The organism is Mycobacterium sp. 3519A, assembly GCF_900240945.1.
In the GTDB taxonomy this organism is placed as follows: Bacteria; Actinomycetota; Actinomycetes; order Mycobacteriales; family Mycobacteriaceae; genus Mycobacterium.
The window spans coordinates 1,023,357-1,045,452 of the sequence record NZ_OESG01000012.1 but is presented as its reverse complement, the minus strand read 5'-3'; the positions used below and the strand labels follow the sequence as shown (position 1 = coordinate 1,045,452).

General features: G+C 64.3%; 25 protein-coding genes. 20 read left to right on the top strand and 5 right to left on the bottom strand.

Annotated elements, in window-relative coordinates:
* Nucleotides 1–10: 10 nt before the first annotated feature.
* Together C1A30_RS07190 and C1A30_RS07185 are read right to left on the bottom strand one after the other, a co-directional pair.
* Complete coding sequence (locus C1A30_RS07190; RefSeq protein ID WP_101947473.1) at nt 11–1,192, bottom strand: acyl-CoA dehydrogenase family protein; 1,182 nt, start codon at nt 1,190–1,192, stop codon at nt 11–13.
* Nucleotides 1,193–1,286: 94 nt separating this feature from the next.
* Complete coding sequence (locus tag C1A30_RS07185; protein ID WP_101947472.1) at nt 1,287–1,592, bottom strand: 2Fe-2S iron-sulfur cluster binding domain-containing protein; 306 nt, start codon at nt 1,590–1,592, stop codon at nt 1,287–1,289.
* Between the two features lie 128 nt (nt 1,593–1,720).
* Here C1A30_RS07185 and C1A30_RS07180 point away from each other — a divergent pair, with 128 nt between their 5' ends.
* From C1A30_RS07180 to C1A30_RS07155, 6 genes are read left to right on the top strand one after another with little or no spacing between them, the layout of a single operon-like run.
* Nucleotides 1,721–3,334 carry an NAD(P)/FAD-dependent oxidoreductase gene (locus C1A30_RS07180; protein WP_101947471.1) on the top strand — a complete coding sequence of 538 codons (1,614 nt, stop codon included), beginning with the start codon at nt 1,721–1,723 and terminating at the stop codon, nt 3,332–3,334.
* Nucleotides 3,334–4,134: a mycofactocin-coupled SDR family oxidoreductase gene (locus tag C1A30_RS07175; RefSeq protein WP_101947470.1), complete on the top strand. Its 801-nt coding sequence runs from the start codon at nt 3,334–3,336 to the stop codon at nt 4,132–4,134. The genes C1A30_RS07180 and C1A30_RS07175 overlap by 1 nt, the downstream gene beginning before the upstream one ends.
* A complete protein-coding gene (locus tag C1A30_RS07170) occupies nt 4,131–4,964 on the top strand; it encodes a mycofactocin-coupled SDR family oxidoreductase (protein WP_101947469.1) in 834 nt (277 codons plus the stop codon). Before C1A30_RS07175 ends, C1A30_RS07170 begins: the two co-directional genes overlap by 4 nt.
* Nucleotides 4,965–4,975: 11 nt before the next feature.
* Entirely contained in the window at nt 4,976–5,773 is a 798-nt protein-coding gene (locus C1A30_RS07165; protein ID WP_101947468.1) for an SDR family oxidoreductase, read from the top strand.
* 2 nt (nt 5,774–5,775) lie between these two features.
* Nucleotides 5,776–6,633, top strand: a complete 858-nt coding sequence (locus C1A30_RS07160; protein ID WP_101947467.1) for a TIGR03619 family F420-dependent LLM class oxidoreductase — start codon at nt 5,776–5,778, stop codon at nt 6,631–6,633.
* Between the two features lies 1 nt (nt 6,634).
* Nucleotides 6,635–7,111, top strand: coding sequence for a nuclear transport factor 2 family protein (locus C1A30_RS07155; protein ID WP_101947466.1), 477 nt, complete (start codon nt 6,635–6,637; stop codon nt 7,109–7,111).
* 25 nt (nt 7,112–7,136) lie between these two features.
* Here the strand turns inward: C1A30_RS07155 and C1A30_RS07150 are convergent, their stop codons facing one another.
* Nucleotides 7,137–8,006 (bottom strand): alpha/beta fold hydrolase, encoded by an 870-nt coding sequence (locus C1A30_RS07150; protein WP_235009677.1) that lies wholly within the window; start codon nt 8,004–8,006, stop codon nt 7,137–7,139.
* Nucleotides 8,007–8,176: 170 nt separating this feature from the next.
* On the opposite strand from C1A30_RS07150, the gene C1A30_RS07145 reads away from it, so the two are divergent.
* Genes C1A30_RS07145 through C1A30_RS07110 form a run of 8 tightly spaced genes read left to right on the top strand, consistent with a single transcriptional unit; the run spans nt 8,177 to nt 17,311 of the window.
* The gene (locus C1A30_RS07145; RefSeq protein WP_101947711.1) at nt 8,177–8,992 is read left to right on the top strand and encodes an ABC transporter permease; all 816 of its coding nucleotides are present in this window, start codon (nt 8,177–8,179) and stop codon (nt 8,990–8,992) included.
* A 12-nt stretch (nt 8,993–9,004) separates the two neighbouring features.
* Entirely contained in the window at nt 9,005–9,862 is an 858-nt protein-coding gene (locus C1A30_RS07140) for an ABC transporter permease (protein ID WP_101947464.1), read from the top strand.
* Between the two features lie 11 nt (nt 9,863–9,873).
* A complete protein-coding gene (locus C1A30_RS07135) occupies nt 9,874–11,061 on the top strand; it encodes an MCE family protein (RefSeq protein ID WP_101947710.1) in 1,188 nt (395 codons plus the stop codon).
* Nucleotides 11,058–12,083: an MCE family protein gene (locus tag C1A30_RS07130; RefSeq protein ID WP_255413201.1), complete on the top strand. Its 1,026-nt coding sequence runs from the start codon at nt 11,058–11,060 to the stop codon at nt 12,081–12,083. Before C1A30_RS07135 ends, C1A30_RS07130 begins: the two co-directional genes overlap by 4 nt.
* The gene (locus tag C1A30_RS07125) at nt 12,083–13,165 is read left to right on the top strand and encodes an MCE family protein (protein ID WP_101947462.1); all 1,083 of its coding nucleotides are present in this window, start codon (nt 12,083–12,085) and stop codon (nt 13,163–13,165) included. The genes C1A30_RS07130 and C1A30_RS07125 overlap by 1 nt, the downstream gene beginning before the upstream one ends.
* Complete coding sequence (locus C1A30_RS07120) at nt 13,162–14,616, top strand: MCE family protein (RefSeq protein WP_101947461.1); 1,455 nt, start codon at nt 13,162–13,164, stop codon at nt 14,614–14,616. Before C1A30_RS07125 ends, C1A30_RS07120 begins: the two co-directional genes overlap by 4 nt.
* Nucleotides 14,613–15,785, top strand: a complete 1,173-nt coding sequence (locus C1A30_RS07115; RefSeq protein WP_101947460.1) for an MCE family protein — start codon at nt 14,613–14,615, stop codon at nt 15,783–15,785. Before C1A30_RS07120 ends, C1A30_RS07115 begins: the two co-directional genes overlap by 4 nt.
* Nucleotides 15,785–17,311: an MCE family protein gene (locus C1A30_RS07110; RefSeq protein ID WP_101947459.1), complete on the top strand. Its 1,527-nt coding sequence runs from the start codon at nt 15,785–15,787 to the stop codon at nt 17,309–17,311. The genes C1A30_RS07115 and C1A30_RS07110 overlap by 1 nt, the downstream gene beginning before the upstream one ends.
* Nucleotides 17,312–17,330: 19 nt before the next feature.
* Here C1A30_RS07110 and C1A30_RS07105 read toward each other — a convergent pair whose 3' ends face one another.
* Entirely contained in the window at nt 17,331–17,840 is a 510-nt protein-coding gene (locus C1A30_RS07105) for a hypothetical protein (RefSeq protein WP_101947458.1), read from the bottom strand.
* 98 nt (nt 17,841–17,938) lie between these two features.
* Here C1A30_RS07105 and C1A30_RS36005 point away from each other — a divergent pair, with 98 nt between their 5' ends.
* Both C1A30_RS36005 and C1A30_RS07095 read left to right on the top strand, forming a co-directional pair.
* Nucleotides 17,939–18,316 carry a hypothetical protein gene (locus C1A30_RS36005; protein ID WP_101947709.1) on the top strand — a complete coding sequence of 126 codons (378 nt, stop codon included), beginning with the start codon at nt 17,939–17,941 and terminating at the stop codon, nt 18,314–18,316.
* Nucleotides 18,309–18,713, top strand: coding sequence for a hypothetical protein (locus C1A30_RS07095; RefSeq protein WP_101947457.1), 405 nt, complete (start codon nt 18,309–18,311; stop codon nt 18,711–18,713). The genes C1A30_RS36005 and C1A30_RS07095 overlap by 8 nt, the downstream gene beginning before the upstream one ends.
* Before the next feature lie 90 nt (nt 18,714–18,803).
* Here C1A30_RS07095 and C1A30_RS07090 read toward each other — a convergent pair whose 3' ends face one another.
* Nucleotides 18,804–19,100, bottom strand: a complete 297-nt coding sequence (locus C1A30_RS07090; RefSeq protein WP_101947456.1) for a hypothetical protein — start codon at nt 19,098–19,100, stop codon at nt 18,804–18,806.
* Between the two features lie 188 nt (nt 19,101–19,288).
* Between C1A30_RS07090 and C1A30_RS07085 the strand changes: the two genes are divergently transcribed.
* Genes C1A30_RS07085 through C1A30_RS07070 form a run of 4 tightly spaced genes read left to right on the top strand, consistent with a single transcriptional unit; the run spans nt 19,289 to nt 22,096 of the window.
* Nucleotides 19,289–20,347, top strand: coding sequence for an acetamidase/formamidase family protein (locus tag C1A30_RS07085; RefSeq protein WP_101947455.1), 1,059 nt, complete (start codon nt 19,289–19,291; stop codon nt 20,345–20,347).
* Nucleotides 20,344–20,769, top strand: coding sequence for a RidA family protein (locus C1A30_RS07080; protein WP_101947708.1), 426 nt, complete (start codon nt 20,344–20,346; stop codon nt 20,767–20,769). Before C1A30_RS07085 ends, C1A30_RS07080 begins: the two co-directional genes overlap by 4 nt.
* 21 nt (nt 20,770–20,790) lie before the next feature.
* The gene (locus C1A30_RS07075) at nt 20,791–21,663 is read left to right on the top strand and encodes an SPFH domain-containing protein (RefSeq protein WP_101947454.1); all 873 of its coding nucleotides are present in this window, start codon (nt 20,791–20,793) and stop codon (nt 21,661–21,663) included.
* Nucleotides 21,664–21,694: 31 nt separating this feature from the next.
* Nucleotides 21,695–22,096 (top strand): hypothetical protein, encoded by a 402-nt coding sequence (locus C1A30_RS07070; protein ID WP_101947453.1) that lies wholly within the window; start codon nt 21,695–21,697, stop codon nt 22,094–22,096.

Here is a 22,096-nt window from a genome sequence, read left to right as displayed (position 1 = left end):
CTCCTTCGTGTCAGATCATCGCTCGCAGAGGACCCTGCGGATCGACGCCCAGTGAACTCAGCGCGGACGCGTGATAGACGGTGCCCGGCACGTGGATGGCGTGCGCCAGGCCTGCATGCGCATCGCGCCAATACCGTTGCAAGGGCTTGTCCATGCGAAGCGCGTTGCCACCGGACCTGCCGAAGATCTGGTCGACGGCGGCGACGGCGCGCCACACCGCGCGCACCTGGGTACGCCGGCCCGCCGCACGGTCCTCGAAGCTGACGTCTTTGCCCGCGGCGACCATGTCGTAGATCCGGTCGGCGTTGGCCAACAGTTCCTGGCGTGCTGCGTTGATGTCGGCGGTGGCCTCGCCGACCGCATACATCACATAGGGGTCGTCCTTGATGGCCGTGCCGTTGGCGCCGACCCGTTCCCGTTGGTAGTCCAGGTGTGCGGCCAGTGCACCCTCGGCGATGCCGATGGTCGCCGAGCTGATCCCGAGCGGGAACATCGTCGACCAGGGCATCAGATACAGCGGCTCGGTCATGCCGGCCTCGCGTTGCGCGGTGCCGTCCATGACTTTCATCGCATCCATCGTGCGGTACGACGGCACGAATGCGTCCTTGACGATGACGTCTTTGGAACCGGTGCCGCGCAGACCGACGACATCCCACGAATCCTCGACGATCTCGTAGTCCTTGCGCGGCAGGATCATGTGCAGCATCTGAGGCGGCATCAGCGGCTTACCGTCGGCGTCCCCGAGCATGGCCCCGAGAATGATCCAGTCGCAGGCATCGGTGCCGGAGCTGAACTGCCACCTGCCATTGAAGAGGTAACCACCGTCCACGGGTTTGGCCACACCTTGCGGTGCGTATGGCGAAGCCACCCAGGTGTCGACGTCGTCGGCCCACACCTCGTCGGCCACCCGTGGGTCGGCATATGCCAACTGATACGGGTGGACCCCCACCACGCCGTTGATCCAACCGGCCGCCGGATCCAATGCGGCGGTTGCCATCACCGTTTCGGCGAACTCGCGCGGATGGACCTCATAGCCGGCGTGGCTCTTCGGCTGCAACAGTCGAATCGACCCGGCGGATTTCATGGCCTTCACCGTGCTGTCGGTCAGCCGGCCGATCTTCTCGGCTTCGGTGGCCTGCTCGCGAAACTGGTCGGCCATCTCGATGACCCGGTCGAGTACCCGGTCGCTCATAACTGTTGGTCCTTACTCTTGGGCTGATCCGATGGTCTACCGCAATCCGTATGTGCACCGGAGGGCCATCCCGATCAGCGGACGGAAATCGCCTTCAGTACTCGATTCGGACATTGTCCGTTACCGGCCGCGCCTGACATCCGAGAATGAGTCCTTCTGCCAGATCCTCCGGTTCGAGGATGTCGCACGACGCCATCTCGACCTTGCCCGATACCAGGGTGGCGACGCAGGAACCGCAGTGGCCTTCCCGGCACGAGTGGGGCGCATCGATACCGGCGTCGAGCATCGTGTCGACCAGGCTCTTGTCGCGCGGCCACTGCAAGCTGTGCAGGTGGCCGTCCAGTTGCACCGCGACGATGGCCTCGGCGGCGGTGGCGCCGTGTTCGGTGTCTTCTGCCATGGGCAGATTCTCACGAGACCGTCGCGGCACGGCGCGGTTCGCGCCCGGTACGCGGGAGGCGGCCGGCGCAGCGTCCGGTGACCGGGAAACCCACGGTGATCGGTCGTCGAACTTTCTAACCTGAACGCGTGGAGAGCACAGCCGACGAAGCGATCGACGCCGTTGTGGTGGGCGCAGGGTTTGCGGGTCTGTACGCACTGCACAAGCTGCGGTCGCAGGGGTATGAGGTACGGGTCATCGAGGCGGCCCCCGAGGTGGGCGGAACGTGGTACTTCAACCGCTATCCCGGCGCACGCTGCGACGTGGAGAGCGTGGACTACTGCTACTCGTTCTCCGACGAGTTGCAGCAGGAATGGTCCTGGACCGAGAAGTACGCCACGCAAGCCGAGATTCTGGCGTACATCAACTGGGTCGCCGACAAGTTGGATCTGCGCCGCGACATCACCTTCAACACACGAGTGGTCTCCGCCTTGCTCGACGAACGGACGCTGCGGTGGACGGTGACCACCGACGGCGGCGAAACGCTCACCGCGCGTTTCTGTCTGATGGCCACCGGTCCGCTGTCGGCGCCGATGACGCCGGACTTCGACGGTCTCGAGACATTCGCAGGCGACATCTTTCACACGGCCCATTGGCCACATGAGGAGGTGGACTTCACCGGCAAGCGAGTCGCGGTGATCGGCACCGGGTCGTCGGGCATTCAGTCGATCCCGGTGATCGCCGAGCAGGCATCGGCACTCTACGTCTTCCAGCGCACCCCGAACTACAGTGTCCCGGCGGGCAACAAGCCGTTGACCGACCAGGATGTCGCCGACGTGAAGGCGAATTACGCTGAGCGGCGCAGGCTTTCCTGGCGCAGCGGCGGCGGGTCGCCGCACATCGCCCACCCCAAGTTGACCATGGAAGCCTCGCCCGAGGAGCGCCGGGCAGCGTTCGAAAAGCGGTGGGAACTGGGCGGTGTGCTGTTCTCCAAGACCTTCAGCGATCAGATGCTGACCATCGAGGCCAACGAGGAAGCGCGCAAGTTCTACGAAGAAAAGGTCCGGGCAGTGATCGACGACCCGGATGTCGCCGACCTGTTGATTCCGACGGATCATCCGATCGGTACCAAGCGGATCTGCACTGACAGCAACTACTTTCAGACGTTCAACAAGCCGCACGTAAGACTGATCAGCGTGCGCAATACTCCGATCGAATCGATCGATACGACCGGAATCAACACCTCACAGGCCCACTATGACGTCGATGTGATCGTGCTCGCCACCGGCTTCGACGCGATGACGGGGGCGCTGGGCAAGATCGACATCGTCGGCCGTGGCGGTGAAACCCTGCGTGACGACTGGAAGGACGGTCCGCGCACCTATCTGGGTCTTGGCGTCGACGGATTCCCGAACCTGTTCATCATCTCCGGTCCGGGAGCGCCTGCCGTGCTCGCCAACATGGTGCTGCACGCCGAGGCCCACGTGAACTGGATCGCCGACGCCATCGGTTACCTCGACGAGCACTCATACACCGCGATCGAGGCCACCGCCGACGCGGTGGACAATTGGGGCGTCGAACTCGCTCAGCGCGCCGAGGCGACGTTGTTCACGAAGGCGAATTCCTGGTACATGGGGGCCAATGTGCCGGGCAAACCGCGGGGCTTCATGTTGTTCCTCGGCGGATTCGCGACCTACAACGACATCTGCGCCGAAGTCGCCAACGCCGGCTACAAAGGCTTCACTCTCATCAAAACGTCCTGATGTCCGGATTGGACGGCAAGGTTGTGCTGGTCACCGGCGCGGCGCGCGGTACGGGTCGGGTCCACTGTGAGCGGTTCGCAGATGAGGGCGCCGACGTCATCGCGGTCGACACCGCGTCGGCCGAGGAGGAGTTGGCCGTTACGGCAATCGAGGTCGTCAAGCGCGGTCGGCGTTGCGTGACAAATCTTGCCGACGTCGCCGACTTCGACCAAATGCGCGACGCAGTCGACGTCGGTGTCGGCGACCTCGGCCGGTTGGACGTGATAGTCGCCAACGCGGGCATCCACCTGACAGGCGCACCCACCTGGGAGCTCAGTCCGCTGGACTGGCAGCGCACATTGGACATCAACCTCACCGGTGTGTGGCACACAGTCAAGGCGGGCGTGCCACACATCGGGGACGGCGGCTCGGTCGTGATCATCAGCTCCACCAATGGAATCCGCGCTTCGGCGAACACCGCGCACTACACGGCGAGTAAACACGCAGTGGTGGGGCTGGCGCGGACTCTGGCAAATGAGCTGGGTGCCAGCCGGATTCGGGTGAACACCATCCACCCCGGCGCGGTGGCAACCCCGATGGTGCTCAACGACGTGACGTTCAAGCGGCTGCGGCCCGACTTGCCGGATCCGACTGCCGAAGACGCCGCCGAAGTACTCGCGGCACGCAATCTTCTGCCTGTGCCGTGGGTTGAGCCCGTCGACATCGCCAACGCCGCGGTATTCCTGGCCTCCGATCAAGGACGCTATATCACCGGCGCTCAGCTTGTCGTCGACGCCGGCCTGACGCAGAAGACGACATGAGCGGCCGGCTTTCCGGGAAGGTGGCCCTGATCACGGGCGCGGCGCGGGGGATCGGTCGGGCGCAGGCGGTGCGCTTCGCACAGGAGGGTGCCGACGTCATCGCGCTGGACGTGTGCGGACCCGTTGAGACCGTGGTTGTCCCGCCCAGCACCGCGGCCGATCTCGAGGAGACGATGCGACAAGTGGACGACGCGGGTGGCGGCGTACACGGCGAAGTCGTGGACGTTCGGGATCTGTCCGCGGTCCAAGCCGCCACCGAGCGCGGGATCCACCGATTCGGCGGACTCGACGTGGTGTGTGCGACCGCGGGCATCACGTCACGCGCCATGGCAGTCGACATGAGCGAAAGCACTTGGCGCACGATGCTCGACGTGAATCTCACCGGGGTATGGCACACGTGCAGGGCCAGTGCGCCACACCTGATCGCGCGGGGTGGTGGCGCGATGGTGTTGACGAGTTCCATCGCCGGGCTGCGCGGCCTGTTCGCCGTCGCGCACTACACCGCCGCCAAACACGGGCTGGTCGGATTGATGCGGAGCCTCGCCCATGAGCTCGCACCGCACAACGTCCGGGTGAACTCCGTACACCCCACCAACGTGGACACGCCGCTGATCCAGAACGACGCCGTCAGCAGTGCCTTCCGGCCCGACCTGGATCGAACGCCGACACGGGCCGAGTTCGCCGAGGCTGCGCGATCGATGAATCTGCTTGCGGTGCCGTGGATCGACGCAGTCGACGTCGCGAACGCCGCACTGTTTCTGGCATCCGACGAAGCACGCTATATCACCGCCGTAGCGCTGCCCGTCGATGCGGGTGCCACCCAACGATGAGGAGAACCACCATGACAGCGGACGCGAACAAATACGGGCCGTGGGCGGTAATCGCGGGTGGGTCGGAGGGGGTGGGCGCCGAGTTCGCCCGGCTGCTCGCCGAGGACGGCTTCAATCTCGTACTGATCGCGCGCAAGCCCGAGCCGCTGGAGGCTACCGCCCAGAAGTGCCGGGGTATCGGCGCGACGGTGCGCACTGTTTCGGTGGATCTGCTTGCGCCCGACGCAGTTTCGCGCATTGCGTCGGCCACCGCCGACGTAGCGGTGGGACTGTTGATCTACAACGCGGGCGCGAGCACCTGTAACGAGCTGTTCCTGGAATCTGACCTCACGGAGTTTCAGAAGGTCACCGACCTCAACGTCACCCGGATGCTGGAGATGGTGCAGCACTACGGCAGGGAGATGGTCGCCCGTCGGCGGGGCGGCATACTGCTGGTCGGGTCGCTGGCGGGATACATGGGTGCGTGGCGGCACACCATCTATGCAGGCGCCAAGGCGTTCTCCCGAATCTTCGCCGAAAGCCTGTGGCTGGAACTGCGCGAGCAGGGCGTCGATGTCCTCGAGTTGGTGCTCGGAGTGACACGCACGCCGGCGATGGAACGCGTCGGGCTCAACTTCGACGCCCCCGGAATCGTCGTCAACGATCCCGCGGAGGTGGCGGCAGAGGGGCTCGCACATCTGGCCGACGGCCCTGTCTACGTCGCCGGTGGCAACGCTGGGCGAGCCGCGGCCAACAGCGTCCCCGACAGGGCGCGCGTGGTGCTGGAATCCCACGAGGCGATCAAGGCGCTGATCGCAGGAGCGCACTGACCGTGAGGTTGGGGTTGTCCACCCCGATCGTGGTGCAGGTGCCGGGAGTGGCAGGCGACTGGGAGGACTCCGCGACGATCGACGACCTCGCCTTGATCGCCGAGACAGCCGACTGCCTCGGGTTCGACTACCTGACGTGCTCGGAGCATGTCGCAATTCCGCGCGCCGTTGCTCCGACCCGGGGGGCGGTCTACTGGGATCCGTTGGCTACGTTGGGTTTTCTCGCGGCGCGTACCTCGAAGATCCGATTGGCGAGCTCTGTGGTGGTGCTTGGCTATCACCACCCGCTCGAGATCGCCAAGCGGTACGGGACGTTGGACACCGTGAGCCGTGGGCGATTGATCCTGGGTGTCGGGATCGGCTCGCTGGCAGAGGAATTCGAGCTCCTCGACGCGGCATGGGAACGCAGGGCTGCACGGGCTGACGATGCGATCGCGGCGCTGCGGACCGCACTGTCGACGAATTGCCCCGAATACCGCGGCGAGTTCTACGAGTTCGCCGACATGATCGTCGACCCGTGCGCTGTGCAGCCGAGGGTGCCAATCTGGGTCGGCGGCCGTACTGTCGCCTCGTTGCGGCGGGCAGAGAGGCTGGCCGACGGGTGGATGCCGTTCGGGCTGACGCCGGATGCGGTGCGGGTGATGCTCGACGACGTCGACATCCCAACGGGTTTCGTGGTGGCGTTGTCCACCGTGCTCGACCCGCAAGCCGATCCGGCGGTGGTGCGCGACCGCCTGAAAGAGCTGCGTCGGGCCGGAGCTACCGCGACGACCGTGGCGATCAAGGCGCGCAGCGCAGTGCACTACTGCCAACAACTCGAACGGCTATGGGACGTGGCCACCGGCGGAACGGGGTACTGACGTGAATGACGACATACTGGAGCGGCTGCAACGGCTGGAGGACGAACGTGCGATCGCCAGGCTGATCGCATCGTACGGCCCCTTGGTGGACTCGGGCAGCGCCGACGATGCCGCGGAACTGTGGGCGCTCGACGGCAGCTACGACGTCGAGGGCTGGACGATGGGTAGCCGTGCCGATGTGCGCGCGATGGTCAGCTCCTCGTCCCATCAGAAGCTCGTCGCAGGCGGATGCTGCCACTTTCTCGGGCCTGCGGTCGTCACCGTTACCGGCGATACGGCGGTTGCGGTGTGCGAATCTCTCGTTCTGATCCGTGACGGCGAGGGTTACCGCGTATGGCGTGCTGCGGCAAACCATTTCGCACTGGAGCGTATCGATGGCGGCTGGCAGATCGCCAAACGCAAGAGCCGCGTCCTCGACGGCAATCCAGAAGCGCACTCCCTGTTGATCGAGGGCGTCGCGGGTCGGGACACGCCGTGATTGATTGTTCGACCACGACGATTCGTTAGCGGGTGAGGAAGCTCAGCACCGCACTCTCGAACGCCTCCTTCGCCTCGATCATGGCCCAGTGACCGCAATTGGGAAACACATGGAGTTCTGCGTTGGGAATCGTGCGCATCGGGATGAGGGACATGTCGAGGGGACTGACCCGGTCGTCGCGCCCCCACGTGAGCAGAGTGGGTGCCTGGACCTTGTGCATCAGCGCCCACGGCATCGGCACGTCGGCGGCCTTCATCGCCGCCATCATCGCAGCGAATGCCTTTTTTCCGTACATTCGACGCGCGGCGGCCAGCGTCTCCGGATCGGTCGCCAACTGCCAGCGTTCCTCGATCAGCGCGTCGGTGATCAAGGACTGGTCGTACACCATCGAGTTCAGCCAATCCACGAGTCGTTCGCGGGTGGGGTTCTCGGTGAATTCCTGGAGCAGCCGGATGCCCTCGCTGGGGCCAGGACTGAAGATGTTGGTGCCGATTCCGCCTATCGTCACGAGGCGGCCGATGCGATCCGGGTGGTTGATCGCGAAGTTGACGCCGACGCCACCACCCATCGAATTACCGACGATGTGGACCTGGTCCAGGCCCAGCTGATCCAGGAACGGCGGCACCGTGCCCTGTGCGGTGATCATCGGGTGCCCGCCGAAGTCATCGCTCACCCCGAAGCCCGGAAACTCGAGGATGAGGCAACGGAAGTGCTCGACGAACGTCGGGAGTATTCCGCGGAAGTTGCGCCAACCTGTCACTCCGGGCCCGGAGCCGTGGAGGAAGAGAAGAGGCGTGCCTTCTCCGGCGTCGTAATAGCGCAACGTCCCTGACGGGGTGCTCAATTCGCGTAGGTCGTTCTCGATGTTGGCGGTCAGCTCGGTCGTATCGGCCACCTGACCAGCGTGCCATGTGAGGCGGCCTTGTCCACATGCCGTTCCGCTGATCGGCCTTCCCATTAAGCGGGACGCTCACTGTGCCGAGGCCCACCGGGGTGTCAGTGTTCCCGGTCGGGGCACTGATCGACACCAGGACCCGCCCCGCCAGCCTCGTCCAAGGAGCCGCGATGTCAGCTACCGACAGCCGGGTGGACCGCTGGTCGCCGGGCCTGGGGCGGATACGCGGCTTCTCGGGCCCGATGCAGGCCGTCGGTGGGCTGTTTGCGATGTCGGCGGATGCAATTCGGCATGTTTTCAGTCGGCCGTTTCAGTGGCGCGAGTTCTTGGAGCAGTCCTGGTTCATCGCGCGGGTGTCGCTGGCGCCCACCTTGTTGGTGGCGATTCCGTTCACGGTGTTGGTGAGCTTCACGCTGAACATCCTGTTGCGTGAACTCGGTGCCGCGGACTTGAGCGGCGCGGGTGCGGCGTTCGGCGCCGTGACCCAGGTGGGGCCGATTGTCACGGTGCTGATCGTCGCCGGGGCCGGCGCCACGGCGATGTGTGCCGATCTGGGGTCGCGCACGATCCGCGAAGAGATCGACGCGATGGAGGTGCTTGGCATTGATCCGGTGCAGCGGTTGGTGACGCCTCGGATGCTGGCCTCGGGCTTGGTGGCTCTGCTCCTCAACAGCCTCGTGGTCATCATCGGAATCCTCGGCGGATACACGTTTTCGGTGTTCATCCAGGACGTCAACCCCGGTGCATTCGCCGCGGGCATCACACTGCTGACCGGTGTACCCGAAGTGATTATTTCGTGTGTCAAGGCGATGCTGTTCGGCTTGATCGCGGGGCTGGTGGCCTGCTATCGCGGTCTGACGATTTCCGGCGGTGGTGCCAAGGCCGTCGGGAACGCCGTCAACGAAACGGTGGTGTACGCGTTCATGGCGCTGTTCGTGATCAATGTCGTTGTCACCGCCATCGGCATCCGGATGACGACGGGATAGCCGGGGCATCGGATGGGGACCACGACTATTCTGCGGTCGGCCTACCCACGGCTGACCCGCCAAGCCCGGCGACCGATCGACGTGCTGTCACGGGTGGGCGATCACATGCTGTTCTACCTGCGGGCGCTCGGCGGGGCACCGCACGCCGCCATGCACTACCGCCGAGAGATCATCCGCTTGATCGCCGAGATCTCCATGGGTGCAGGCACATTGGCGATGATCGGCGGCACAGTGGTCATCGTCGGCTTCCTGACCCTGGCTGCTGGTGGAACCCTGGCGGTGCAAGGGTATTCATCGTTGGGCAATATCGGGATCGAGGCCCTGACCGGGTTTTTGGCAGCCTTCATCAATGTGCGTATCTCCGCCCCTGTGGTGGCGGGGATTGGGTTGGCGGCGACGTTCGGCGCCGGTGTCACCGCGCAGCTGGGTGCGATGCGAATCAATGAAGAGATAGACGCGCTCGAGACGATGGGCATTCGGCCGGTGGAATATCTCGTGTCCACCCGGATCGTAGCCGGCATGATCGCAATTACCCCGCTGTACTCGATCGCCGTGATCCTGTCATTTGTGGCGTCGCAGTTCACCACGGTCGTGTTGTTCGGCCAATCCGGTGGCCTGTATCAGCACTACTTCAACACCTTCCTCAATCCGATCGACCTGCTGTGGTCGTTTTTCCAAGCGGTGTTGATGGCGATCACCATCCTGTTGATACACACCTACTTCGGCTATTTCGCCGCAGGCGGCCCGTCCGGTGTCGGGGTCGCCGTGGGTAACGCGGTACGCACCTCGCTGGTCGTCGTGGTCTCGGTGACCCTGCTGGTCTCGCTGTCGATCTATGGCTCGAACGGCAACTTCAACCTGTCGGGATAAGGAAGGTGGCGGTGAAACCCAGCACTGTGCGAGCGCTCGCGGGCCTTTCCACCGTGGTTGCGATCGTTGCGATCGTCGCGGTCGCGGCTGGCCTGTTCCGCGGCAGTTTCACCAAAACCATTCCGGTCACTGTGATTTCGGATCGCGCCGGGTTGGTGTTGAACCCCGACGCACGGGTCAAACTGCACGGTGCGGAGGTGGGCAGAGTCGAGTCGATCGACGCGCGTCCTGACGGCACCGCCGAGTTGCACCTCGCGATCAATCCCTCGCACATGCAGCTGATACCGGCCGATGTCGGCGTCGACATCACGTCGTCGACGGTCTTCGGCGCCAAGTTCGTCGACCTGGTACCGCCGAAGGATCCGTCATCGCAGACGCTTTCAGCAGGCCAGGTGATTCGGGGTCAGCACGTCACCGTCGAGATCAACACGATCTTCCAGCAACTCGTGGCCGTGCTGGACAAGGTCCAACCGGCCAAGCTGAACGAGACTCTCGGCGCTGTGTCGTCCGGACTCAGCGGACGTGGCGAGAAGTTCGGGCAGACGCTGACGGATCTGGATGAACTGCTCGCAAAGATCGAACCGGGTCTGCCCGACCTGAGCAACGATATCGCCGTCGCCCCGGATGTGTTGAATGCCTATGCGGACGCTTCACCCGATCTCGTGAATACCGTGAGCAATTCCACCCGATTCAGTGACACCATCGTCGCCAAGCAGAAGGACCTCGACGCGGTGTTGGTCAGTGCGATCGGCTTGGCCGACATCGGCAACGACGTCGTGTCAAGCAATCGAGAGGGGATCACCGACGTCCTACATCTGCTGGTCCCGACCACCGACCTGACCAATCAGTACAACCAGGGCATCAACTGTGGTCTGGCAGGTCTGGTTCCACTTGCCAAAGGTCCGCCGTCACCGGTGCCGGGTGTTCTTCTCCTCGACTCGTTCGTTCTGGGCAGGGAGCGCTACCGGTATCCGCAGAACCTTCCGAAGGTCGCCGCGAGCGGCGGGCCCCAGTGTGCTGGTCTGCCCGACGTCGGGTACCAGAACAGGGCGCCGTTCGTGGTCTCGGATATCGGCGCCGATCAGGCGCAGTACGGAAACCAGGGCATCCTGCTCAACTCCGATGCACTCAAACAGTGGCTGTTCGGGCCTATCGACGGACCGCCGCGCAACTCCTCACAGATCGGACAACCGGGGTGAGGGGCTCCTGGAGACCAGCCGTCAAGTTCGGCGCATTCGGTGTCGTCATGGTGTTACTGACCGCCGCGCTGTTCGCCATCTTCGGCCAGTACCGTACCGGTTCGGCCAATGGATATTCCGCCGTCTTCTCCGATGTATCGAGCCTGAAGACCGGTGACTCGGTACGGGTTGCCGGCATTCGCGTCGGTACGGTGAACAACGTTGCACTGCAAAGTGATAACACGGTGCTGGTGAACTTTGCGGCCGACCAGAACGTCAAGTTGACCACCGGCACCAAGGTCGCGGTGCGCTACCTCAACCTGGTCGGTGACCGCTATCTCGAACTCGTAGACAGTCCAGGCTCGACGAGAATCCAGCCGCCGGGCACGCGGATACCGAGTGACCGCACCGAGCCCGCGCTGGATCTCGACCTACTTCTGGGCGGACTGAAGCCCGTTATCCAGGGCCTGAATCCGCAGGATGTCAACGCGCTGACCGGGTCTCTCATTCAGATACTGCAGGGGCAGAGCGGCAATGTCGAGTCGTTGTTCAGCAGGACGGCTTCGTTCACCGGCGCCCTGGCGGACAACGGTCAGACGGTGCAGCAGTTGATCGACAACCTCAATGAGGTGGTGGCAACCGTCGCCAAGGACGGCGACAAATTCTCCGGCGCAGTCGACCGTCTCGAGGAACTCATCACCGGGCTGTCGCAGGAACGTGACCCGATCGGCGCCGCCATCGCATCACTGGACAACGGCACCGCGTCACTGGCGGACCTGCTCACCCAAGCTCGTCCGCCGCTGGCAGGCACCGTCGACCAGTTGAGCCGCGTCGCGCCGCTGCTCGACAAAGACAAGGCGTTGCTTGATATTTCGATTCAGAAGGCGCCCCAGAACTACCGCAAGCTGGTGCGGATCGGCGCCTATGGCAGCTTTCTCAACCAATACCTCTGCGGTCTTTCTGTACGGGTCACCGACCTTCAGGGTCGTACCGCGTACTTCCCGTGGATCATCCAGAACACGGCGAGGTGTGGAGAACCCTGATGCTGAAATACCGTGGATCTTCACTCGTTCGGGCGGGTTTCATCGGCGTCGTGCTGATCGCGCTCGTCATCATCGTCGGGCTGCGACCGGAGCAACTCTGGTCGATGGCCACGTCGATCAGACACCAAGCGATGTTCACCGAGGCGGGCGGTCTGAGCGCAGGCAATGCCGTCAAGGTGTCCGGTGTGAAGGTGGGCACCGTATCCGACGTGTCGCTGAGAAACGGCAAGGCGCTGGTGACATTCACACTCGACGGGCGCGTGCGGCTCGGATCAAGTACCACGGCCCACATCCGGACAGGGACACTGCTCGGCGAGCGGATCCTGACCCTTGAGCCGAGTGGCTCAGGCACATTGGGGCCGGCCGACATCATTCCGGTGTCGCACACCTCGTCGCCGTACTCGCTGACAGAGGCGGTCAGCGACGTCACGGCGAACACGGCGGCAACGGACACCGCATCGCTCAATCAGGCACTGGACACCTTGGCCGAGACGATTGACCGGTTGTCACCTCAGCTGGGACCGACTTTTGACGGCATGACCCGACTGTCGCAGTCCCTGAACGCCAGGAACGAGAAACTCGGCGGCTTACTCAAGAGCGCGGCCGACGTGACGGGGATACTGTCCGAACGGAGCCAGCAAGTCAACGCGCTGATTCTCAACGCCAACGACTTGATGGGTGTTCTCCAACAACGGCGTTATGCGATCGTCAACCTGCTCGCCAACACGTCGGCGGTGGCTGCGCAGCTCACCGGCATGGTGCACGACAACGAAAAGGCGTTGGCGCCGACGCTGGAGAAGCTGAATTCGGTGTCGGAGATGCTGCAGCGGAACCGCGACAATATCGCCAAGGCCCTCGAGGGCCTCGCCAAGTACCAAGTGACGCAGGGTGAGGCGGTCAACAACGGCTTCTACTACAACGCCTTTGTCGGCAACCTCATCCCGTCACAATCCCTACAACCGTTCCTGGACTACATCTTCGGGTTCCGGCGCGGAGTCGACGCCGGTCAACCACCGGACAACGCCGGCCCGCGTGCTGAGTTTCCGTTTCCTTACAACGGCATTCCTGGCGGGTCACGATGACCCGCCGGAAGCAGCGTTCCGCGGCACTGCTGGTTGTGCTGGTGGTGCTTTTGGTGTCGGGAACGGCGTTGATTGTCCGTCAAACCTACTTCGCCCCGAAAACGATCACCGCCTATTTCACCTCCGCGACGTCGATTTATCCCGGCGACGAGGTTCGCATCTCGGGGGTCAAGGTGGGCACCATCACGTCCATCGAACCCGGCGAGTCTCAGGCGAAGATGACGTTCACAGTCGACAACGACGTGCCGATTCCCGCCGATGCGAAGGCGGTGATCGTCGCGCAGAACCTGGTGGCGGCGCGTTATCTGCAACTCACACCCGCCTACGATTCTGCGGTCTCGAGGGGTCCGTTGATGGCCGATGGGGCCGTCATCGGGCTGGATCGCACCGCTGTTCCGGTGGAATGGGATGAAGTCAAGGCCCAATTGATGCGCCTTGCAACGGAACTCGGCCCGACGGGCGAACTGTCGACGACCTCCGTCGCTCGCATCATCGACAGTGCGGCCAACGCGATGGACGGTAACGGGGACAAGCTGCGTCAGACGATCTCCCAGTTGTCCAGTGTTGGCAGAATCCTTGCCGACGGCAGCGGAAACATCGCCGACATCATCAAGAATCTGCAGATCTTCGTTACCGCATTGCGGGACAGCAATACCCAGATTGTGCAGTTCCAGGATCGTCTCGCCACGGTGAGCAGCGTGGTAGACGCCAGCAGGTCGGATATGGATGCGGCGCTGACCAACCTGTCGGAGGCCGTCGGCGAGGTGAAGCGCTTCATCGCGGGGAGCCGGGATGCCACCGCCGAGCAGATTCAGCGGCTTGCGGACGTGACACAGAACCTCGCGGACAACCGCCTCAAGCTCGAGAACGTGTTGCACGTCGCGCCCAACGCCATCGGCAATGGCTACAACATCTACAACCCCGACACCGGAACCATGCTCGGTGGATTCGCCATGAGTAACTTCGCCAACCCGGTGCAACTGGTCTGCTCATCGATCGGCGCTCTGCAGAACGCCACCAGCGCCGAGACCGCCAAGCTCTGCGCACAGTACCTCGGCCCGGCGCTGCGCTTGCTCAACTTCAACTACCTGCCGATGCCGTTCAACGCGTACCTGGCGAAGTCGCCGAGTCCGCAGAACCTGATCTATTCGGATCCGAAACTGGCACCCGGCGGCGAAGGGGCAAGCGCGCCAGGGACTCTCGCTGATCCGGCGGTCTCAGCCTATACCGGCACCGGCGACGTCGCGCCGCCGCCAGCGCCGAATGGACCGCCGATTGCCCCCGGACTCGATGCGCCCGGCGGTTTGCCAGCCAATCCGACAGCGGCCCTGTACCCCGGTGCGCCGATTCCTGCTCCATCGACGCCGGCAAACCTGCAGGACATGATGCTTCCGGCAGAGGCCGCGCAACCCGCGCCACCCGCGCCGCCCGAAGGGACACCGCCAGCATGAGCATCCGGCGTTGGCAATGTCGATTCGCGGCGGTGTCGTGTGCGGTGCTCACCGCGTCCGGTTGCGGATTCAACGGACTGAATTCGTTGCCGTTGCCCGGCACGGTGGGCAGCGGGCGCGATGGCACCTCCTATCACGTGGAGGTGGCCAATGTCGGTACGCTGGAACCCAATTCGCCTGTCATGATCGGCGACGTCGTGGTCGGCACCGTCCGAAAGATGACGGTGCGGGACTGGCACGCCGACGTCGAGGTATCGGTGAAGCCTGATGTGGCGGTGGCCGCGAACGCGGTCGCCACGGTCGGGCAGACCAGCCTCCTTGGCTCGATGCACCTGACACTGGATCCGCCGGTCGGCCAACCTCCGAGCGGCAGACTTGACCCGGGCGCGACCATCGGACTCGGCAAGTCGTCGTCCTATCCGTCCACCGAGCAGACGCTGTCGTCGCTGTCGGTCGTCGTCAACGGTGGAGGACTGGGCCAAGCCGGTGACATCCTCAGAGAGTTCAACGCGGCACTCAACGGCAGAGAAGACCAGATCCGCGATTTGCTCAGGCGGCTCAATGATTTCGTCGGCATGCTTGACTCCCAGCGCGACCAGATCAACGCGTCCATCTCTGCGCTCAACCGGTTGTCCGCGACTTTCGCTGGACAACGCGATGTCATCACAGCTGCGCTGCACAGGATTCCGTCCGCGTTGGAGGTGCTGACCCGAGAGCGGCCCCGGATCACCACAGCCCTGCAGAAGCTCGGGGAATTCAGTGACACCGCAACCGGCTTGATCAACGACACCCAGGCCGACCTGGTCCGCAACCTGAAGAATCTGGAGCCGACCCTGCGCGCGCTCGCCGATGTCGGACCCGATCTGGGAACCGTTATCGGTTACGCACCGACGTTTCCCTACACGCAGAGCTTCATCGACCGGGCGATCAGGGGTGACTACATGAACCAATTCATCGTCTTCGATTTCACGGTCCCGCGGCTGAAACGCGGATTGTTCCTCGGCACGCGGTGGGGGCAGGAAGGCGCGCCTTTGACACCCGCGCCCGGGGATCCCTGGTACTCCACCTACACGTTCGATCCGCTCAAGGCGCCCGTCACGCCGACACCGCCTGAGGTCGCGGATCTGCCGCCGCTGACGGACGACCCGGCGAGCGAGGGAGGCGGCTGATGCTCACCCGTTTCGTCCGAAACCAGCTGATCATCTTCACCGTTGCCTCGGTCATCGGGGTATTCGTGATGATCATGGTCTACATTCAGGCCCCCACTCTGCTCGGCATCGGCCGCATGACGGTGAAGCTCGAATTACCGGGCACTGGCGGGCTTTACCGGTTTTCCAACGTGACATACCGCGGTGTGGAGATCGGCAAGGTCACCGACGTGAGCCCCACCCGCGATGGCGCGGTCGCAACATTGTCGCTGGGCACGTCCCGCAATATCCCTGCCGATGTGCAGGCCGACGTCCGAAGTGTGTCCGCGGTCGGGGAGCAGTATGTGGATTTGCGACCCAGGAACACCGGGGACGGCACGTCCGGTAGCTACCTGCGAGACGGTTCGGTGATTCCCAAGGAGAACACGTCGATCCCGCAGGCCGTCGGCCCGATGCTCGATCAGGTCAGTGCCCTGATCGACAGCGTCCCGAAGGAAAAGATCAGCACACTGCTCGACGAATCGTTCAAGGGACTCAACGGGTCTGGGTTCGACATCGGATCGCTGATCGATTCGTCGTCGACGCTGATCGGTGATGTGAACGGCGTCGGCGATCAGTCGCGGTCACTCATCGAGGACAGCAGGCCGCTCCTCGAAGGGCAGCAGGCGTCCGCCGACCAGATTCGCACCTGGGCGCGCAGCCTGGCGGGGATCACCGAGCAGGCAGTGACGAACGATCCGCAGGTGCGGACCCTGCTGGACAACGGGCCGGCGGCGGCCGACGAGGCTTCGCGGTTGATGGCCCAGGTCAAGCCCACTTTGCCGGTACTGCTGGCCAACTTGACGACCATCGGTCGGGTGGGCGTCACCTACCACGCTTCGCTGGAACAACTCCTCGTGCTGTTACCGCCGTACGTCGCCGCGACGCAGACAGTTGGTGTGGCCAGGAACAACCCGACCGGTATGGCGATGGGGGACTTCACCATGTCGATGAATGATCCGCCGGCTTGCACGGTCGGCTTCCTGCCGCCATCGTCGTGGCGGTCACCCGCCGACCTGTCGGACATAGACACCCCTGATGGCCTGTACTGCAAGCTCCCCCAGGATTCGCCCATCGGTGTTCGCGGTGCACGCAACTATCCGTGCATGGGAAAGCCGGGTAAGCGCGCGCCGACTGTCGAAATCTGCGACAGCGACCAGCCATTCGAACCGTTGGCGATGCGACAGCATGTGCTCGGCCCGTATCCGATCGATCCCAATCTGATCGCGCAGGGTATTCCGCCCGACGACCGGGTGGACTTCGACGATCAGATCCACGGGCCGGTGGAAGGCACCCCGCTGCCGCCGTCGGCTCCGCCCCAAGAGCCGGCCGCGGCCACTGCACCGAGTGCGTTCTCTACCAATGGATCTGCGGGTCCGTCGGTCGCGTTCGCGACGTATGACCCACAAACAGGTCAGTACGCAACTCCCGACGGGAACGTGTACCGCCAGTCCGATCTCGTGACGCCCGCCGGGACACGGTCGTGGGAGGATCTCCTGCCCAAGTGAGCGAGCGCGCCGCGCGCGCTCAGGAACCCATCTTGACGAGCTTGAACGGCATGTTGATGAAGAGTGGTTTGTTGATGCCGCAGGCGCCACCCTGCCCCGTCGTTTGGTCTTCGCCTACCAATGTCGTGGCCGTCGGGTCGATCTGGCTGCCGTCCGGTGTCGTCGGGGCGAATCGGAACACCTGCAACCCGGACGCTGCGGTGCCGTCAGGACAGGGCTCCCAGTTGTCCACCATTCGTTTGACGTACCAGACGCCACCCGTCTGGTAAATCGGTGCACTCCAGCCGAAGTCGCTGGACACTGTCCCGGTGCACTCTGTGGGGTAGCTGCATTGTGTGGTGATCGTCCATGTGCTGCGGATGCTCGCCTCGTCCTGGAATCGCTCATTGGTTTTCGCCCATTCGCCGTTCGATGTGGCGAGATAACTGCCGTTGAGGCCCCAGTCGTCATCGGAGGCGTGAGCCTGCAAGGGGATTGTCGTGGCCGCGAGCGCAGCGACGGCGCACACGACAACTCCGGATAAGCGCATCTGCCGACGCTAGAGTCGCCGAACTGCACTGGTTGGCGCATTGCCCACTGAGCGGGACAGCGCATAGAAGCACTGAAATGTCCTGCGAGAGTGAGATGATGCGAGAAACCCGGGCAATTGCTGTTGGCCTGCTCGCCGCCAGCCTGATACAACCAGCGGCAGCTTCGGCAGACACGGCCGCGTGCGACGACCCATCGTGCGCTCCCGGTTTGACTCCGGGCGTCGTCCTCGGTGCACCGTGTAACGACACCTCGCACTATGTGTTCGGTACCACCTCGTGGGGCAGGCTGGTGTTTTGCGGATCACCACGCCGCTACGAACCCAGATATTTTCGCTCGCCGTCAATGTGGGGCGTCAAGGAGGAGAACTCGTCTTGCGCCGGCTACGAGAACGGTGTTGCGCAGGCGCCGGACGGCCTGTTCCTCAGTTGCGTGTCCGCCGGGGGCGCCAGCAGATGGGTCAGGGGCGATGAGTAGAAACGGCGTCCGTGCGGTGGCCCTCGCAGTGATAGCAGCTGTGTCCACCGCAGCCCAGGCGCAGGCCGACGAAACTGTTCGTCATCGCGTGAGATACACAGTCTCCGCGCAAAACCCGGTGCTTGCCGACATCTACTACCGCGATACTGATCCACCGACTTGGGCCGACTACAGTCACAACCCATACGTCTTCAGCCCGAAGGTGCAGGCCGACATCGGCCCGCAAAAGGCGTGGGTACTTGATGTCGTCCTTGCCGATCCGGATCAGTGGGCGATGGTCGCGGCTACCAGCGGTCCGACGCAGGCGGTGTTTCATTGCCAACTGGAAGTCGACGGAGTTCTGGTCGACTCGGACGACGGCTCCAAAGGTGCGCTCTGCTCGATCCGCGAGTGGTAGGACAAGCGAGCCACGACCGACGCGACATTCGAACGCCCGAAATAACGAAGGGGCACCCCTTGTGGGGGTGCCCCTTGCGTTTTGGGCGATCTACCTCACGTCGACGTAGACCGTCTTACCGGTGATGGTCGTTTCGAGACTGTCACCGGGGGTTCCGGAATCAGTGCGGCTGTAGGTCTGACCGGGCCGCACCGCGATCACGGTGGCCTGATCGAGCGGGGTTCCACCCACCCGGTTGACGATCACGTTGTAGCCGTCGGCCTGCAATTTGTTGATGGTGTCCTGGGCGCTGCCGGGGCCTGTCGGCGCCGCGCCGGCCGGTGCGGCCAGGCCAAGAGTTGCGGCGGTCAAAGCGCCCGCGATTACGGTTAATCCGAGCTTCCTCATTGTGATTGTGCCCTCATCTTTTGGTGCTTCTTCACTTGTGTCGGTTCGCTGCAGCTGAACACTTCAACTGTCAAGATCACAGGTTTAATTCCATTGGCAGAATTTGATTGACGTTTGGCAGTAACAAACCTGTTGACGGGTGTGCCTCTCGACAGGACGCCATCGCTGATCGCTGACATGATCGTCCGATGGTGCTCAGCCCCGCCGCCTCCACCACCGTTCACCGGTTGCCCGCGACGCCGTCGACGGTGCACTGGGGCTACTTCGACCCCCGGCTGGAACCGGTGCTCACCGTCGCGCCGGGCGATCTGGTGGCCATCGAGACGCTGACCAATCACGCCGGCGATGCACCCGATCTGCTGATGGACGCGGGCATCGCCGAGGTCTTCGACCGCGTGATCGACCGCGGCCCGGGACCCCACCTGCTGACCGGCCCGATCGCCGTCGACGGCGCCCGCCCCGGTGACGTGCTGCAGGTCGACATCCTGCAGGCCACGCCCCGGCTGCCGTACGGGTCGAACCTCGCGGCCCACTGGGGCTTCCTATACGACGAGATGCCGGTCGAACGTGTCACCGTCTACGAACTCGACGTCGCCGCCGGTGTCGGCCGGGCGGTGTTCGGCTACGACTGGACCGCGACGCCACTGGCCAACGAGCCCGGCACGATCGTCAGCCCCGATAACGACGCTCGTCAGCCCGCGCTGCCCGGCGTGGTCGTGCCCCTGCGGCCGCACTTCGGCACCATGGGCGTCGCACCGGCCGCCCCCGAGCGGGTGTCGTCGGTACCGCCGGGGGATCACGGCGGCAACGTCGATAACTGGCGCATCGGGGCGGGCGGGACGATGTACTACCCGGTGCAGGTGGCCGGGGCCCTGCTGTCGGTAGGCGATCCGCACGTCTCCCAGGGCGACGGTGAGATCAGCGGGACGGCGCTGGAGGCGTCGCTGAATGGGTTGCTGCGCTTGACGATTCGCCGTGACCTGCCCTTCACCGTGCCGGTGCTGGAAACCGCGACCGAGTTGTTGGTGCACGGGTTCGGCGACTCGCTGGATGAGGCGATGAAGGCCGCCGCCCTGCGGACACACAGCATCCTGCAATCCCATTTCGGACTTTCGCGGCCCGACGCCTACTCGTTCCTGTCGGTGGCCGCCGATTTCACCGTCACACAGGTGGTCGACCAGCGTCAGGGTGTGCACTGCCGGATCGACAAACGGTGCTTTCCGCGCTGGTCTACAGTTTCGGCATGAGCGACAACGGAATTCAGTCATTCACGTTCACTCCCGCCGACGGCGTGCCCCCGGCGGTCGCCCCGTTCGCTCATGCCACCGCCGCCGGTCAGACGTTGTACGTCACCGGCCAGATGCCGACCGACGTGACCGGCGCCGTGGTCGGCGACTACGTCGCGATCCAGACCGATCAAGTGCTCAGAAACCTGCTGCGGGTCACCGAACTGTGCGGCGGGGGACTCGCCGACGTCGTCTCGGTGCGCGCCTTCCTGCTCGACTGGAATGACTACGCCGCGTTCAACACCGCCTACGCGGCCTGGTTCGGTGACCGGTTGCCGTCGCGCACCTGCGTCGGGGTCACCGGGCTGGCGGTCGGCGCCCTCGTCGAGATCGATTGGGTGTGCTGGCGAAGCGACGGTTGGGGGAGCACACTCGGTTCATAGGGTCCGTCGAGGAGGACACCCATGAGCATCCTCTACACCTTGTCGCTGGCCGGGGTCGCCGGTCTGGGAGCGCTCTGGCTCGCGGTGCAGAACATCCGGGTGATCAAGCAGTTCGAACGCGGCGTCGTCTACCGCTTCGGGCGGGTGCAGAGCCGGGTCCGCCAACCGGGATTGACCTGGCTGATCCCGTTCGCGGATCGGCTGCAGAAGGTGAACATGCAGATCATCACGCTGCCCGTGCCCGCGCAGGACGGCATCACCCGCGACAACGTGACCGTGCGGGTGGACGCCGTCATCTACTTCCAGGTGCACGACCCGGTGCGCGCGGCGGTCGACGTGCAGGACTACATGTCGGCCATCGGTCAGGTGGCGCAGACGTCGTTGCGGTCGATCATCGGCAAGAGCAACCTCGACGACCTGCTGTCCAACCGGGAACGGCTCAACCAGGGCCTGGAGTTGCTGATCGACAGCCCGGCGCTGGGCTGGGGCATCCACCTGGACCGCGTCGAGATCAAGGACGTGGTGCTGCCCGACTCGATGAAACGCTCGATCGCCCGCCAGGCCGAAGCGGAGCGGGAACGACGCGCCCGCGTCATCACCGCCGACGGCGAACTGCAGGCGTCCGAGAAGCTGTCTCAGGCCGCCGCGGTGATGTCCGACGAACCGGCCGCCCTGCAGCTTCGCCTGCTGCAGACGGTGGTCGAGGTGGCCGCTGAGAAGAACTCCACGCTGATCCTGCCCTTCCCGGTCGAGTTGCTGCGCTTCCTGGAACGGTCGACGCCTGACCGCGAGGACGCCGACGGCGAGACCCCCGAGTTGACGGCGCCGAAGGTGCCCGACGACGCCCGCGGCATCGACCTCAACCCGCCGGTGGGCCGTCGCGAAAACGTCTAGCCGACGCCGACGTTTCGGGCATGATCACCGAATGCCCCTTGACGCCGACGCGGTTGGCCGTTGGATCGACGAATATCTGAGCAGTTTCGCGGCTTGTGCGCGCGGCGACGGCGACATGGCTTCGTTGCTGGGTCATTTCGGGGTGCCGATGGTCATCACGACCGACGAGGGTGTCGTCACGCTGATGACCGACGACGAAGCGGCGGCGGTCATGCAGAGTCAACTCGACGGGCTGCGGGCCCTCGGCTTCCACCACAGCCAGGTGCTGCAGTCGGAAGTCACCATGCTCAATGCGACGTCGGCGGTGTACCGGGCGACGCTGTCACGTCGCAACGCCGACGGCGACGAGATCGACTGCCCGACAGTCACCTACGTCGTCACCGACGACGTCGCTGGCCCGCGGATCGTGCTGCTGGCCGCGCACTCCCAATGA